Consider the following 16,593-nt stretch of genomic DNA (forward strand, 5'->3'; position numbering starts at 1 on the left):
AGATGGTACTTTGATAGAAAAAAAGATTACTTTTTGGTATTTATTTTTTTCTCACCATCCTTACTCAGAATTAGATAGGACTTTAAAACTTAACCTATTTAATAAAAAAGTTTATCTCTGTGCTAGATGTACTGGCCAATACCTTGCATTATTCTTATTTATGTTATTTCAAGCTAAAATTGATTACAGCAGTATTCCTTTTGAAATAATTTCAATTCTACCTTTATTTGCAACATTAGACTGGTTAACTCAAACTTTAGAAATTAGAAAGTCTAATAACTATTTACGAGTAATTACAGGAGGCGTATTTGGAGTATGGCTTGGTATAATATTATGTTCTATAATAAATTTAAATTTTAACTTATTAATTAAGTTATCTATACAGAGTTTGATATATTTTATTATAGTATTAAGTATATTGTTTTTTAGACGAGATAAGCTAAATAAGTACTTAAAACCTTATGAAAAATTTATTCAAAAATATGAGCAGCAGAGATGTTATGAAGATTTATCAACTTAAAATATAATAAAAAACCTTAAAAATAATATTATTTTTAAGGTTTTTTTACTATAACAAATAACTTTAATTTAACTTTTGTCTAATACTTCTTATCTTAGCTTTAATATCCTCTGCTCCAACTATCTCTGTTACCATACAAATACATCTTCCACCTAATTTCCACACTTGATCAACATTATGTTCTTTAATCCCACCTATTGCTACAAAAGGAATATCTAAATTTTCTACAACATACTCTAAATACTCTAATCCAACTGGATCACAGACATCATCTTTAGTATTAGTTTTAAAGATAGGACCTACCCCAATATAGTCTGCCCCTCTTTTGACAGCATCTTCAGCCTCTTGAGGTGAATGGGTTGATAAGCCTATTATTTTATCTTTACCAAGAAGTCTTCGTACCTCCTCTAAAGGTAAATCCTCTTGGCCAATATGTACACCATCAGCACCTATTGCCATAGCCAAATGGATATCATCATTGATGATAAAGCTTACTCCTGCCTCCTTAGTCATCTCCCTTAACCTCTTACACTCCTGATACTTATAGAGCATCTTCTTCTTCTTTTCACGATACTGAATAATCTTGATTCCAGCATCAATCATCTCCTTTACAACCTCAATATTACTTCTTCCCAAAGAAAATTTTTCAGCAGTAATGCAATATAAATCTGTACTTAATCTTTCTTTTTTATTCATATTCTCCCCTCCAATACTGCTTCCAAAATCAAATCTGCCTGTTTAGCTGCTACTATATTAACCCGTGGAGATAGAGGTGGATTATCAGCACTTACCTCTGTAGTAAAATCTCCTACTATATAAAATTTATCGTTGAATTTTTTAGTATGAATCTTATCCGTATCACCCCAACCAGCCAAACCTGAAGCAGAGACTAAAAATTTATTAGAATTGATATATTTATCTACTATCATCTTCTTACTCTTTATTTCATCAAAGGCTTCTACTATAATATCACAATCATCAAAGAATCGAATAATATTATCACCATTTACTCTTTCTATTATGGTTTCAATCTCTAAGTCAGGATTAATCTTTAAGAGATTCTCCTTTAAAGCCAATACCTTCTCCTGACCTACTTGTTCACTAAAATAGAATTGGCGATTCAAATTAGAGTACTCCACCTTATCAAAATCTACAATAACAAAGTGTTTAAAACCACTTCTTACTAAATTAAAGGCTGAGTTAGAACCAAGTCCACCTGCACCACCAATTCCAACCTTAAGCGATTGTAATCTCTCTAAACCTTCTTCTCGAATATATCTTAACAATGATTTTTCAAAATCATTCATTTAACAAAAAACCTCCACTTATTATACTGAGAATGGATAATTAAGTTCTTAAGCACTTCAATTCTAAATTATACATTTTTAATTCTCAATTATTATTATATCTGTTCCCAATCTTTAAAGACAGGTTGATATCCTCTAGCTAGCAATAAACCCTTTACTTCTGTTACTGTTCTAGCATCAGAAATATCAAATTGCTTTACCCCTTGATCCTTAGCATATCCACCAACAGCTGTTGAAGATTCTGCCGACATCTTAGTAATACCTAAAGGCAAAAGATTGTCTCTTAATTCATCACTCTCTCTAGTAGACAAACTGATACCCACTCGTGGTAAGAACAACCTATAAGCTAATATAATCTGTACTAAAGCAGGATCATCTACAATCGAATTTGGTTGAAAAGAACCTATATGAGGTCTTAATCTTGGTAATGATAGACTAATCTCAGTATCCAAATATTTATTTTGCAGATAATTAGCATGTAAACCAGCAAAAAAAGCCTCTTTTCTCCAATCATCAAGCCCTAATAACGGGCCAATATTAACTCTTCTCATCCCTGCTTTACAACCACGTTCTGGAGCATCTAATCTAAATCGATAATTTTTTTTGGGTCCTGTAATATGTACCTTATCATAAACATCTTCATTATAAGTCTCTTGATAAATAGTCAGTCCATCCACTCCAACCTCTACTAATTGACCATATTCAAACTCTTCCATAGCATAGACCTCAATCGCTATCGAAGGAAAATATTCTTTTAAAATATTTATAGAATCTTTAATATAAGAGACTGGACTATGTTTTCTTGATTCTCCTGTTAAGACCACTAAATCCTTAATCCCTTTATCCACTATAGCTTTAGCTTCTTCTTCAACTTGATCTAAAGTTAATTTATCTCTTTTGAATCCATTTTTTACATTAAAACCACAATAAGCACATTGGTTTACACAATAATTGGCTAAATAAAGTGGGGCATATAAAAAGATAACTTTACCAAAGTTTTGCACTGTTAATCTATGAGCTTTTTCTGCCATCTCCTCCAAATAATTACAAGCTACTGGTGATAATAATGCTAGAAAATCCTCTTGGTTTAACCTCTCTTTAGCTAATACTCTCTCTATATCATATTTAGTCACTTGATTAAAGAAGCTATCAAACTTAAAATTTTTAACCTGTTTATATTCTTCATAAAAACTCATAACTACTCTCCTTTTAAAAAACCTGTTAATGGTGAAGAAGCGGAAGCATAATCTTTGACTGCACCTGGTCCAGCTAAATAAGCTATTCTTCCTGCTTGGACTGCATAATCAAAGGCTTGTGCCATCTTAACTGGATCATTTGCTGTTGCAATAGCTGTATTTACAAGTACTGCATCTGCACCCATTTCCATTGCTTCTGCCGCATGAGAAGGCTTACCTATTCCAGCATCCACAATAATTGGCAAATTAATCTCACTGATTAAGATTCTGATCAACTCTTTAGTCTTTAAACCACGATTAGATCCTATTGGAGCTCCTAAAGGCATTACTGCTGCTGCTCCTGCTTCTTCTAATCTTTTAGCAACCATTAAATCTGGACTGACATAAGGTAGTACAACAAATCCTTCTTTAGCTAAAACTTCTGTTGCCTTAATAGTCTCTTGATTATCTGGCATTAGATATTTATTATCAGAAATAACCTCAATTTTAATCCAGTTTCCACAACCTGCTGCTTTAGCAATTCTAGCTATTCTCACTGCTTCCTCTGCTGTTCTAGCTCCTGAAGTATTAGGCAATAAAGTAAAGCTGTCTGGAATATAATTGATTACATTATCTTCTGGATTATCAAAATCAACTCTACGTAAAGCCATAGTCACGACTTGAGAATTAGACGCTTCTAAAGTTTCTCTAATAGCCTCCTTGCTTGGAAATTTACCTGTTCCTGTGAACAATCTACTTTTTAACTCTATTCCTCCAATTACTAATCTATCTTCCATCTTTTTATCCACCTCCTACAAATCTAAGCACTTCTAAACTATCTTGATCCTTTAAAATAATATCTTCCCACTCTTCTTTACTAACAACTCTTTTATTGTACTCAATTACTAAGCGATCCAACTCTAAACCTTTTGATTCCAAAAAATCTGTTAGCTTTACTTCTTCTTCTAAAACTTGCTGTTGACCATTAACTTTTAGTCTCATAATCCACCTCCTTATTAAAGTTTTATAGGAATTAAGTATTAGATAAATTAAAAATGCTCCCTATATAGGGAGCATTTTTTAGTAAAAAGCCTAATTGATCATTAAGCTTATATATCTAAATCCACTTCCCTACGCTGGCACTAACCAGATCAGGTTAAAGAGTTAGAGATAAATTAAATTCTTAGTTTCAAAGGGAGTTTTTATCTCCCAATGAAACTTAATAGAACTAATCCAAAACCATAGTACTTCTTTATCTCCCACTTATTAGATGTGAGAGTTTTAGAAGCACTTAGATGTCGGATAAATCTCCTCTCAGCCTATAAACTTAGGCACCCCTAGCTTTTCATATTCTATTTTAACTATATTATATTCCATTTCTTTGATTATTTCAATTAACTTTTCTTAGACCTTATTTCGCCAACTTATCATTTGCTTCTACCACTTGCTTTATTAATTCTAACTGTTCTTGAGATTGATCAGACTGATCTTTAACCTTCTCATTTAATTCATCATTAACCTCTATTACTTCTTTCATAATCTGAGTCAAGTTATTTGTATCTAATAAATTGTCTTCAGTTTGAGCCGATATCTCTTCAGTAGCTGCAGAAATCTCTTCAGTCAAAGCACTCATCTCTTCAGTGGCTGCTGCTTGATCTTCTGCTGCTGCAATAACTGCTTCCATCTTATTAGTTACACCTTCCGTTAGAGTACTAATTTCTTTGAAGATACTAACAATACTATCTTCTTGCTTACTATCATCAGATATCATAACTTCAACTGCTTTTTTAGCAACACCTTGAACATTAGAGACAATATCTTTAACCTCTTTAGTAGCAAGCATACTTTCATCAGCTAAACTCTTAATCTCTTCAGCTACTACTGCAAATCCTCGACCAGCTTCTCCAGCTCTTGCTGCTTCAATAGCAGCATTTAAAGCTAACAGATTGGTCTGATCACCAATCTTCATAATCTTATCTGATATTTGGTTGATTTTACCCACACTTTGCTGCAACTCTTTCATAATATCAACAGTATTATTCACAAGTTTATTTCCTGAATTAATTCTTTTGTAAGTATTCTTTATAGCTTGATAAGTATCACTACCTGAAGTTGATATATCCTCTGCTTGTATAGCTAAGCCTTCTACTCCAGTTGTTATTTCTTTAATAGAAACTGAGACTTCCTCAATAGAGGTAAATACCTCTCTATTGATATTTAATAAGTCTTCTAAGATATCATATGAATGATTGATCTTCTCATTTACTAAATCAGCCGATTTTGTCATTGACTCTGCAGAAGATAAGACCACTTCTGACTTATTAGCAGCTTGATATGTTCTCTTTTTGGTTTCTGCAGTTATTTGCCGTATTCCCATTCTAACAAAAATTATTAATCCACTACCAATAATAAGAGTTACTATAGTCATTATAATAATCGCATCTCTATTACTTTGTGATTCCTCTGCAATAGTAGTTATCTTCTGATTTAAATTATCCATATTAGTATTTAAATGATTCCAAACATCTTTATTTAAAGCAGCCAAAGACATATTTAAATTAAAGGTAATAGAATCATTAATTTCATTTAAGATCATCTTTTCGTCAAAAGAACTCTTTTCTATAGTCTTCAATTCAATAACCTTATTTTGAAATTTATTATTCCATTTAGATAACTTATCCAAAGTTTTAAGTAGTTCTGGATCATCAATTAATTCTTTGATCTCCTCTATACTTTGAGAGGTTAAATTACTTTCAGCAGCCCCTAAATTTGCAAAACCTGCTTTCCATCTAAATAAACTACTTTGCTTTTGATTAACTTCTCTTATAATATCACTACTAGTTCTAACTACTGGTATATATTCATTCTCTAACTTATTCATTTCAACTGTAATTGATTCTATTTCTTCTACTACCTTATTACTATTATTATAGACACGTACTCCCACAAATAATAACATTATTAACAATAATACAAAAGCAATCTGTACCTGTCTAATAATAGTTAAAGAGAAATCAAATTTCCCATTACTTCCCTTATCTTTATTTTGCTCTTTTAATTCCTTAAGATCATCTTTCTTTAATCTCATATAAACTTTGATTATAAATTCCTTAATAACTAATATCTTATCTACTAAAAATTCTTTGACCTTTCTTCTTCTAGCCTCTGATAAAAACTTCTTTAGATTTTTAATTAAATTATTAGAGAATGATTTTAAACTACTCAATAATTTTTTTAAAACATCCATTTTATGAACCTCCTTTTAAGATCAATTCTATAAATTAATTATTAGGAAGTCTTATATTATTATTTTTTTCTTATCTTCTTTGATTATAATTTAATCTTAGCAAAATTAGCTTTATCAAATAATCCTTCTTTATCATAATAATCAAATAAAATATTAGTTAATTTCTTTTTATGGTCTTTATCCATATCTTTAATAACTTCTACAATATCATAAGCAAAGCCTTCTACTTGAACCTTTCTTTGAATTCTACGTGAACTATATTCACTTAAGTTGGGTAAATATTTTTTTATATTATTATCATCATTGATAAAAGATTTGAATTTAGATTTATAATCCTCAATTTCATATTTGCTTAGAAACTTTGGCAAGTCTATCTTTCTTTTATTTAATAAGAAGTCAAATTTTAATATCTCTCCAAAAATATCCAAACTATCTTTACAATACTCACGATAGAATTCTTGTAGATATTTATATAGATTTTGAAACTTATGAGCATAACGGTAATATCCTTTTTCTTCCCAAAAACTAGCTAAATCCTCATAAAAATCAAAAGGAGTATCATAAAAATTTGATATAACAAACTCTAAACTATTTTGAAATTTATGTGAATTCCCATAGGTTTCCAGTACTTCTTCTATCATTTTTAATTTTAATATCTCTTTATAACTTAACTCTTTACTTGCTAAAACCTCATATGGTGGATTATCCATCCATACAAATTCATATTCTACAGCCTTATTTCTTAAGCCTGAACCCTTTAATAATTTTAAGAATCCTAATTGTAATCTGCCAGGATTCAAATTATAGACATCATTAAAAGATTGTTTAAAACTTTGATAGTCCTCTTTAGGTAAACCAGCAATCAGATCTAAATGTAAATGAATATTTTCTGGCTGGGATAAGCTTTTAACCACCTTACTCAACCTTTTAAAGTTCACCCTACGATCAATTACTTCTAATGTATCTTTATTGGTCGATTGTACACCAATTTCAAATTGAAAATATCCTTTAGGTACATCAGCTAAAAATTCAATTACTTCATCAGTTAATAAATCGGCTGTGATCTCAAAATGAAAGTTCATTTCATGATCTTCTGCTTTATTCTCTAGTAAAAACTTAAAAATCTCCAAAGCTCGATTTTGATTACAATTAAAAGTTCTATCTACAAACTTTACTTGCCTTACCTTAGCTTTGATTAACTTCAATAAATCTTCTTTTACTCTATCTAAAGAAAAATATCGTACTGATGAAAGAGTAGAAGATAAGCAATATTGACAATTGTAAGGGCATCCACGATTAGATTCAAAATAAATAATTTTATTATCTAAACCTTCCAAATCACTATAAGGTGAGGGAATTATATCTAAATCCTCAATAACTGCTCTAGATTTATTTTTTATAATAGAGCCTTCTTTACGGTAAACTAATCCCTTTATCTCTTTAAACTCCTCTTTATTTTCCAATTGAACAAGTAATTCTTTAAAGGTAATCTCACCTTCACCATATACAATATAATCTATCTCTGGGTTTTCTTTCATTACTTGCACTGGATCATAAGAGACCTCAGGCCCTCCTAAAATAACCTTTACTTCTGGTTGAACTTTTTTTAGAAGTTTAATTACTTCTAAGGTCTTTTCTATATTCCATATATAACATGAAAAACCTATAATATCAGCCTGCTGTCGATAAATCTCTGCTACAATATCATCACTATGCTGATTAATTGTATATTCAAGTAAATTTATGTTAAACTGATCTTTACAGTAACCTCTTATATACCTTAAAGCCAATGATGAATGAATATATTTTGAATTTAAAGTAGTTAATAATATATCCATAACTTGCTCCTTTCTTTGTTATTTAGCTTATTTCTATATCTCATTAATAAAAACCTTCTTTATTAGTAAAGTAATTAATTAATTTCCATTAAATTAATACTAACTTTATTTAAATTAATTTTTAAACTATAATTATTAATTTTTATATTTTATTAAGAATAAAAGTCCCTACTCTTATGAGCAGGGACTAAAAGCAAATAAATTATTTTTGAGGATTACTTGGAAGTGAAATAGTTGATAAAGCACTACCTGCTTCCATATCACTCTTATTTTGCACTGCCAAATCTCCTAAAGCAACAATACCAACTAAATTCCCATTCTCAACTATTGGTAACCTTCTAATCTGATTCTCTGCCATTAAATTGGCAGCTTCCTCAGCACTCATTTCTGGATTACCATAAACCAATCCACTAGACATGATTTGCTCTACTGGAGCATTAAAATCTCCACCTTCTGCTGCATTACGAATAGCAATATCACGATCAGTAATAATACCTACAGGCTGAGTCCCATTTGTAATCGGAACAGCTCCTACATTTAAATCTTTCATGATTTTAGCAGCTTCATTCACACTAGAAGTGGGAGAAACTGTTGACACATTACTAGTCATAATGTCTCTAACATTCATATTAATATCCTCCTCCTTTTCAAGATTAGGATATGTAATTACAAAAATTTTAATCATAAACTTATTTTAATTAACTCTAGTAACTTTCTTATCAGTATGGACTGTTTTTAAATAAAATACTAATCCTGCTAAGAGAAGCAAGTAAAAGATCATGATAGAATAGCCTATTTTTACACCTAATAAATCATTAATAAATCCAATTAAAAGATTTGCTAAAAAGATATTTCCCAACTCTCCAGCTGCTAAAGTAAGACCGATAATTACAGAAATATTATCCTCAAAAGTTTCAAACATTGCTGCTTGAATTGTAGGGAAATTAGCTGCTGCAAAGAAACCTGTTAATGATAGAAAGAATACAAAATAATTAGGACCAACTACTCCAAGAAAAATAGAAATGGCAGACCCTAAAACACAAATTAATACCATCTTTAGATATCCAAGCTTTTCTACTATGAAACTAGCTAAAAACCTTCCTAAAGTAAATAATCCAAAATATAAAGAGATATAGAATCCAATTTCTACTTTACTTCTTTCCTGAACAGTATCTAAATAAACTCCCAACCAACTTACAGAACCAATCTCTACCCCAACATTTATCAAAAACATTAATACAAAGATAATTACCCGAGTATCCTTTAAAATATTCCAAACATTAACTTCTCTCTGCTTATCTTCTTGTTCTAATCCCCTTTCTTCTTTTGGAAATTTACAAAAAGTAGCAAATAAAATTATGTAAAAAATAAATATAATACTAAAAGAATAAGTAGCTTCCCATTCAAACCCCAGACTAAAAACCCGATTAGCATATAAAGGTGCTAAATAACCTCCTACACCAAAAAATAAATGGAATAAATTCATCATTCTTCCCCTGTTCTTCACAAACACCCTAGAAGCTAACGAATTAGCTACTACATTAATAGCACTAATACCAATCCCCATAAACCCCATTATGATCATTAATAAATAATAATTATTAATATAGCTAAGTGTAATTAAACTAATTATTGCAATCAATGCTCCACCTAAAAAGAATTTTTTTAGGTTAAATTTCTTAATTAATTCTCCACTAAACAAACTTACCATAATCCCGCCTATAGAAAACAAGGTCAGAACAAGACCTAATTTTGTATTATTAATCCCGTAATCTTCCTGTATCAAAGGATTTATTTGCCCTTTTAGATTAACAATAATTCCAAAAACCAACATTATACTGAAAGTTAATACAACTAAGATCTTATGGTTTTTAATTTTCTTCATTTATATACCTCCTAAAATACAACTTCAATTATTATAGCATATCATAAAATATATCTTCTTAAAAGAAATTGACAAAGAATAACTTCAGTTCTAGAACTGAAGTTATTTAGATTAAAGATATTTATTAGTTTTTGGAAATTACTAAGTAACTACTAAGTAGAATTAATATTCCTCCTATAAAGGTTGACAAGCTAGGAATCTCACTTAAAAATAACATAGCAAATAAAATTGCACTTAGAGGATCTAAATAGCTTAATATACCTACATCTTGTACTTTGCTTAATCTTAAACCTTTAATATAAAGAACTAAAGCTAATGCTGTATGTAATACTCCCATAATAACTAATAAAACTATAGAATGAAGATCAGGTAATTCATATCCTAAAACTATAGGAAATAGAATTATTGTAGCAATACCTGTTTGAATTAAGGTTAACTTTTGAGCAGATAGATCAGTTATCATCTTACTACTTAAAGTAAATAATGAATAACAGAAAGCAGCTAACAGTCCATAAACTATTCCAACTCTTCCATCTAAAAGTAGATTTTTAGGACTAAAAATCATAATACTAATACCTAATATACCCAATAACAAAGAGATTATCTCTCTAACTCTCAATCTTTCTTTTAAAAACAATACCGAAAGCAAAACTACCATAACTGGTGAAGTATAATAACTTAAGGTTGCATTAGCAATAGTGGTCTTCTTTACTGCTTGGAAGAAAAAGAGCCAATTTAATGATAATGTAACTCCAGATCCTAATAGTAATAACTTATTATCAATCAATAAATTAAGCTTTAAATCTTTTTTTAATACTGATAAAAGTAATAAAAATAAAAAAGCAAATAAAACTCTATAAAAGACAATAAGTTCTGATGAATAAGGAACCCAACGAACAAATACACCTATACTCCCCCAAATTAACATGGCAATAATAATAAATAGATAACCTATTTTATCTTTATCAAACAATCTATATTCCTCCTATACTTATTTCACCTATATTAAATAAACAATTAGTGGAATTGTCAATATAGATATTAATGTAGTCAAAAATACACCCTCTGAAGCTAAGGCTGCATCTCCATTAAATTCTGAAGCAAAGATAGCTGTATTAGCAGCAGCAGGCATTGCAGTTAAGATAACTGATATTCCTAATACTAAGATATCAAAGTCCCATGGCAAAATCTTCAGCATAACTAAAACTATTACTGGCAAAATTACTAATCTAACTATTGTAATAATCCACAGTCTCCAGTTATAAAATATCTCAGTTAATTTAACTTGAGCCAAAATAGAACCTACTACTAGCATAGATAAAGGAGTAGTAGAATGTCCTAATATTTCTAAAGTATCGGAAATTGCTGTAGGTAACTTAATAGAGAAAATAAATATGAACAAGCCAATAACAATAGATATAATTCCTGGATTAAGTAATTGACTAAAATTAATCCCTTCTTCTTTGGAATGGCTTCTACTCATAATCATAACCCCTAAAGTCCAAAGCATAATATTAAAGACTAAATTATAAATAGCTGCTAGAAATACCCCTTCAGAGCCATATATAACATTTACTATAGGATAGCCCATAAAACCTGCATTAGAAAAGATTAAAATAAATTGATAGATATCCTTTTCTGATTGCTCTTTTGATAAAAATGGAACTAATAAATAGGATACTAATATCATTAATAAGTAAATACCTAAAGTAATTATAAATACATTAGCTAATTTACTTAATCGTTCAAAGCTAAAATTATAATTCATTGAATTAATAATTAGAGCTGGTAATGTTAGGTATATAATAATATTAGTTAAGTTCTTATTAAGATGATCATCTACAATCTTCAATCTTTTAATAATAAAACCTGCTAATAATAATAAAAATAATATCAAAGTCTGATTAAACACTGTCCAAAAATTAATCTTCATCACCCTTTTCTTATTTTAATTTAAATTATCAACTTCCTAATTTAACTTTGATTAAAATCTCTTTCTATACTAATCAAAAATAATCTTCAATAACCTAAAGCAATCAAGCTACTAACAAGCAAAAGTATCGCAGAATTTATATTAAATAATAAATATTTAGTTAATACCAAGAGAATATTATATTATATAACTTTATTAGAAACTTGTTCCCATAACTTAATTTTAGAACTAAGCCAATAGCAACAGCTACATATCTCTAGAAGTATTATCAATTTCTATCAATAACAATTTCAGATACATTCATATTCTTAGGTTTATCAAGTAATTCTAAAATAGCTTCTGCTACATTATCAGCTGACATAAATGCTGAAATATCATCTCTAACCCCTTCCCAAAATGGTGTTTCCATCCCACCTACATAAACTCCTGTAATTTTAATTTTACTTTCTTTTAACTCTTGTTGTAAACTTTTAGTCAAACCACTTACCCCAAATTTACTAGCAGAATAAACACTCTCTTCTGCCTTTCCTCTTTTACCTGCTGTAGAGATAATATTTACTATTTGTCCTTGATCTTCTAACTTCATTAAAGATAATGCTTTTTGTGTACAGAATATAGTTCCTTTTAAATTTGTATCTACCATCTTATCAATCTCCTCTAATGATAAGTCTTCCAATTTACCAAAACTTCCTACTCCAGCATTATTAATTAGAATATCAACCCTATAATATTCTGCTTTGACAAACTTAAATAATCTCTTTACCTCTTCATAAACTGTAATATCTGCTGTAAATATATCTGCATAACCTTCTATATCTCTAACCAGCTTAGCAGTCCTCTCTAGCTTATCTAAACCTCTCCCAACTAATATAAGCTTAGCTCCTTTTTGGGCAAATAATACTGACATTACTTTACCTAAACCACTTCCTGCACCAGTAATTACTATAACTTTATCTTTTAGCATCTCTACAACTCCTTTTGTATTATTTTAAACTATGATTTAAAATATATCTATTAATCTTAGCTTTACCCTATAACTATATTATTATAAAGTAGAGAGGGATAGTTAGATTTCGACTAATGATACTTAATAGATATAAAGCTCACACCTCACCCCTTAGTCCCCTCTCCTGTACGACGGGTTGATAAATCCAGAGGAGTTAGAGTGAGGTGTGAGGTTTTAAATTTTAAAACTGTCGTAATACCTATCTTTAGCCTCTAGCTATTATTATTATTTTTTTGAATTTTTATAAGCTCTAAGCCAGCGCCTAGTAGCCAATAGCCAGCAGCTAAAAATATCTTAATGTCTATCTTATCTAACACCTTGACTTTCAAATATATATTTAAAGACCCTCCTGTTTAAACAAGAGGGTCTTTCTATTATACTCAAATTAAATCTAAGTTTTATTTAAACATATCAAAATATTCTTCTACTGTTGGAAACTTACCTAACACAGCTGCCATAGCTGCTACATGAGCACTACCTAAGTAGGTTTGAGAATCAGCAGGTCCAATTCTAGATTGGTAATTTCTAGTTGTAGTTGTTAATGCAGTTGACCCTGCTCCAATCCTACGCTTATTACCCATACATAATCCACAACCTGGCATAGTAATTGTAGCTCCTGCTGCTGTTAATTTAGCTAAACTTCCGTCTTTAGCTAACTCATTATAAATATCTCTAGAAGCAGGACATACCACAAAGTTAACCCCATGAGGTACCTTCTGACCTTCTATAATTCTAGCCGCAGCCCTAATACTCTCTAAATCTCCTCCAACACAGCTACCAATAAATACTTCATCTAACTTAGTTCCAGCTACTTCTGATAGTGGTGCTACATTATCAGGGTGATGTGGTTTAGCTACTAATGGTTCATCTACCTCATCTAAAGGAATCTCAATAGTAGCTGCATAGTCTGCATCTTCATCACCTTTTAATAATACTGGATCAGCTAAATAATCCTCTATAGCTTTGATTGTATCCTTTACAGATGGACAACTATCTGCATCAGGTCTAGATTTTAAATATTCTAGATTCTTCTCAACCGCTGCAATAGTCACTTCATCGGCTGGAACTGTACCAGCAGAAGCACTTCTCTCAGCTACTGCATTTGTTAAAATATAGCGTTCATCGGCATCTAAGAACTCTACACCTTCCATCTCAATAATTCTACCCGTATAAATATCTTTACCAACAGTCTTATCAGCATAAACTACTAAAGTAGAGACTAAATCTCTAGCTGTAATACCTTCTTTAGGATTGCCTTTAAAGATAACTCTAACAGATTCATCCATAGTTAAGTCTTGTTTACCATACTTCATAGCACCAGCAATAATATCAGAAGCCGCTGGGAAGGAAACCCCTTGTGGAGTTCTAGTATGAGAATCTCCACCTACAATTACATCAGTAGGTAATACAAAACGGTTACCGATAGTATGGATAATTCCTTCTCCTGTCTCTAAGCATACTCCACCACGTTTAGTCACAAATTCATCAATAAACTTATGTCTATCTCTATCTTCACTAGATGGGCATTCTCCAGTATGGCATAGGCTTTGAACTACAAATGATCCAAAATCTCCCCCAGCCATAGCTTGATACTCTTCTAAAGTCATTGGACCTGTAGTATCCTGAGAAAATGCACCTCTAATTTTAACCTCAGCCGTCTCTCCTGCTAAGATAGTATCCTTACCATCTAATCTATTCATTCCTACAATCTTTTGCGCTAGAGTCTGTGGTACTCTATCTTCTGCTTGTTCAACTTTAGCAGGTATTTTAGTCTGATCAAAATCAATGTTATTATCTAAACAGTATTCAACTGCCCATTTCTGTAGCTCATTTCCTGCATCAAAGGTAGTCATTCCTCCAGCAGCTATCTTATCTAATTGGAATGGAATAGGAAGTTTTACCTCTATCACTTGCTCTCCATTAACTATTAATTTTCTATTCTCTAAATCTAACTCTAAAGCATCTCCTTCTTTGATATTATCTGTATCACAAATAATAGGTAAAATACCAGATGCCACTAAAGAAACCTTAAATATAGGAGCCATACTTTTAGCAATAACTACTCCTCCAGCCTTCTTTTCTGGTTCTCCATCTACTGGCTTACCTAAGACTTGTAACATAGTATAAGTAGCTGACTTTCTAGAAGAACCTTCTCCTAATGCTGACCCTGCTACAAAAAAGATATCTTCATTTTTCTCTTTTAAATTCTGCAATCTATCTAAGAAATCTGCTTCATCTTCTCTACCATCCATAATAAATTGTGCATGTAAGGGATGGTCAGTTCTACTGTCAGCATTTTTAGATGGGCTTAAGTGCCCTGTAGTAATATTATCTCCAACTTTAATAGATAATCCCTGATATTTATCTTTTAAGTTCCACTCTTGTGCAAATTCCCTTTCAGCCCAACTTTTAATTAAATCTACAACCGTATTATTCTCCTTAGCTAAATCAATTAATCTATCAAATTCAGATCGATTGACCAAGACTGTATCCTTTAATAATTTTAATATCTCTTCAAAATAATGATCTTCTTCTAATAAATTAAGCAACTCAATAGTAGCTGCTCCACCTTGCATCTTATCTAACAATTTTAAGGCTTCATCTGAAGATAAATAATCACTTTTTAAATCTCCACTAATGATTTTAGCTAGTCCTTGAGCCTTAGCATAAGAAGATGGGAAAGTCCCTCTTCTTACCTCTTGTGATAATAACCTTAACACTAACTTATCTAAGCTCTCTTCTTCAAAGATAGTAAATTTCTTTTCTGATAACCCATCTAAGGTTAAAGCATTAACTAGCTCTTTAACCTGATCCTCATTCAAAGGCCTTGGATCTAAATTATAGTTCTTTCTTCTCTCTATTGCTTTCTGCTTATAATCTTTTAAAACCTTTAATAGCTTCTCCATACTCTCCTCCTATAAAATATTTTATTCTATTATCACTTATCCAAAAGTAATTTGGAAATGATATAATTTAAATGACTAGTTTTATTTTATAATTATATAATAAAACTTATAAATTTACAAATACATGACATTACTCCAAAGGAAACTTTAGCTAGATTAATTAAAATCATAAAACTATTTTCACATTAAAACTCCCTAAGTTAACTTAGGGAGTTTTTGGTCAGTTATATTTAATTATATTAAGACTTATTGATGACTTTCTGCTATTTCTTCTAAAGTAACCTTTTCTTCGGTAGATAATAACTTATCAAGATTTAATAATATAATTAACCTGTCTTCTAATTTACCAATTCCATCAATGTATTCATTTTTGATTCCTGCTATACCTCCACTAGACTTACTTATCTTTTCACTATCAATTCTAATCACTTCAGATGCATCATCAACAATAAATCCAACATCTACACCATTAATCTTCACCACTAAAATCCTATCCTCTGAATCAGTATTAAGTTCAAAGTCTAGCCTCTTTCTTAAATCAATAATAGTAATTATATCTCCTCTTAAATTAATGATTCCTTCAATAAAATTAGCTGTCTGAGGTAACTTAGTAACAGCTTGCGGCTTAATGATCTCTTGTACTTTAGTAATTTCAACCCCAAATTCTTCTGTAGCTAACTTAAAAATAATAAATTGGTTAATATCTGACATCATTAACTCCTCCTTTAGTTTGTTAGTTTATAGATAAATTAAATAATTAATTTATTTAATTATTA

15 protein-coding genes are annotated in these 16,593 nt (G+C 30.4%); 1 reads left to right on the top strand and 14 read right to left on the bottom strand.

All coding sequences use genetic code 11. From position 1 onward, the window contains the following. The first annotated feature begins 10 nt into the window (after positions 1-10). Positions 11-520, top strand: coding sequence for a DUF2085 domain-containing protein (locus OREMA_RS18215; protein ID WP_018248044.1), 510 nt, complete (start codon positions 11-13; stop codon positions 518-520). 63 nt (positions 521-583) lie between these two features. On the opposite strand, the gene thiE is transcribed toward OREMA_RS18215, so the two are convergent. From thiE to OREMA_RS0104370, 14 genes are all read right to left on the bottom strand, one after another. Next, positions 584-1,216, bottom strand: coding sequence for a thiamine phosphate synthase (thiE, locus tag OREMA_RS0104300; protein ID WP_018248045.1), 633 nt, complete (start codon positions 1,214-1,216; stop codon positions 584-586). Next, entirely contained in the window at positions 1,213-1,827 is a 615-nt protein-coding gene (gene thiF / locus OREMA_RS0104305; protein WP_018248046.1) for a sulfur carrier protein ThiS adenylyltransferase ThiF, read from the bottom strand. Before thiF ends, thiE begins: the two co-directional genes overlap by 4 nt. Positions 1,828-1,922: 95 nt before the next feature. Next, complete coding sequence (gene thiH / locus OREMA_RS0104310; RefSeq protein ID WP_018248047.1) at positions 1,923-3,023, bottom strand: 2-iminoacetate synthase ThiH; 1,101 nt, start codon at positions 3,021-3,023, stop codon at positions 1,923-1,925. Positions 3,024-3,025: 2 nt separating this feature from the next. Next, entirely contained in the window at positions 3,026-3,799 is a 774-nt protein-coding gene (locus OREMA_RS0104315; RefSeq protein ID WP_018248048.1) for a thiazole synthase, read from the bottom strand. Positions 3,800-3,803: 4 nt separating this feature from the next. Further along, positions 3,804-4,004: a sulfur carrier protein ThiS gene (gene thiS, locus OREMA_RS0104320; protein ID WP_018248049.1), complete on the bottom strand. Its 201-nt coding sequence runs from the start codon at positions 4,002-4,004 to the stop codon at positions 3,804-3,806. Positions 4,005-4,413: 409 nt separating this feature from the next. After that, positions 4,414-6,249, bottom strand: coding sequence for a methyl-accepting chemotaxis protein (locus tag OREMA_RS0104325; RefSeq protein ID WP_018248050.1), 1,836 nt, complete (start codon positions 6,247-6,249; stop codon positions 4,414-4,416). An 83-nt stretch (positions 6,250-6,332) separates the two neighbouring features. Further along, entirely contained in the window at positions 6,333-8,087 is a 1,755-nt protein-coding gene (locus OREMA_RS0104330) for a B12-binding domain-containing radical SAM protein (protein WP_018248051.1), read from the bottom strand. Positions 8,088-8,289: 202 nt separating this feature from the next. Then, positions 8,290-8,715 carry a CBS domain-containing protein gene (locus OREMA_RS0104335; RefSeq protein WP_018248052.1) on the bottom strand — a complete coding sequence of 142 codons (426 nt, stop codon included), beginning with the start codon at positions 8,713-8,715 and terminating at the stop codon, positions 8,290-8,292. 66 nt (positions 8,716-8,781) lie between these two features. Next, positions 8,782-9,972, bottom strand: coding sequence for an MFS transporter (locus tag OREMA_RS0104340; protein ID WP_018248053.1), 1,191 nt, complete (start codon positions 9,970-9,972; stop codon positions 8,782-8,784). Positions 9,973-10,096: 124 nt separating this feature from the next. Beyond that, positions 10,097-10,945 (bottom strand): DMT family transporter, encoded by an 849-nt coding sequence (locus OREMA_RS0104345; RefSeq protein ID WP_018248054.1) that lies wholly within the window; start codon positions 10,943-10,945, stop codon positions 10,097-10,099. 27 nt (positions 10,946-10,972) lie between these two features. Then, entirely contained in the window at positions 10,973-11,905 is a 933-nt protein-coding gene (locus OREMA_RS0104350) for an AEC family transporter (protein ID WP_018248055.1), read from the bottom strand. 268 nt (positions 11,906-12,173) lie between these two features. After that, the gene (locus tag OREMA_RS0104355; RefSeq protein WP_018248056.1) at positions 12,174-12,869 is read right to left on the bottom strand and encodes an SDR family oxidoreductase; all 696 of its coding nucleotides are present in this window, start codon (positions 12,867-12,869) and stop codon (positions 12,174-12,176) included. A 440-nt stretch (positions 12,870-13,309) separates the two neighbouring features. Then, entirely contained in the window at positions 13,310-15,817 is a 2,508-nt protein-coding gene (locus tag OREMA_RS0104365; protein ID WP_018248058.1) for a bifunctional aconitate hydratase 2/2-methylisocitrate dehydratase, read from the bottom strand. 246 nt (positions 15,818-16,063) lie between these two features. Then, positions 16,064-16,528, bottom strand: a complete 465-nt coding sequence (locus OREMA_RS0104370; protein WP_018248059.1) for a chemotaxis protein CheW — start codon at positions 16,526-16,528, stop codon at positions 16,064-16,066. Positions 16,529-16,593 lie beyond the last annotated feature (65 nt).

It is taken from the genome of Orenia marismortui DSM 5156 (genome assembly GCF_000379025.1).
Taxonomy (GTDB): domain Bacteria; phylum Bacillota; class Halanaerobiia; order Halobacteroidales; family Halobacteroidaceae; genus Orenia; species Orenia marismortui.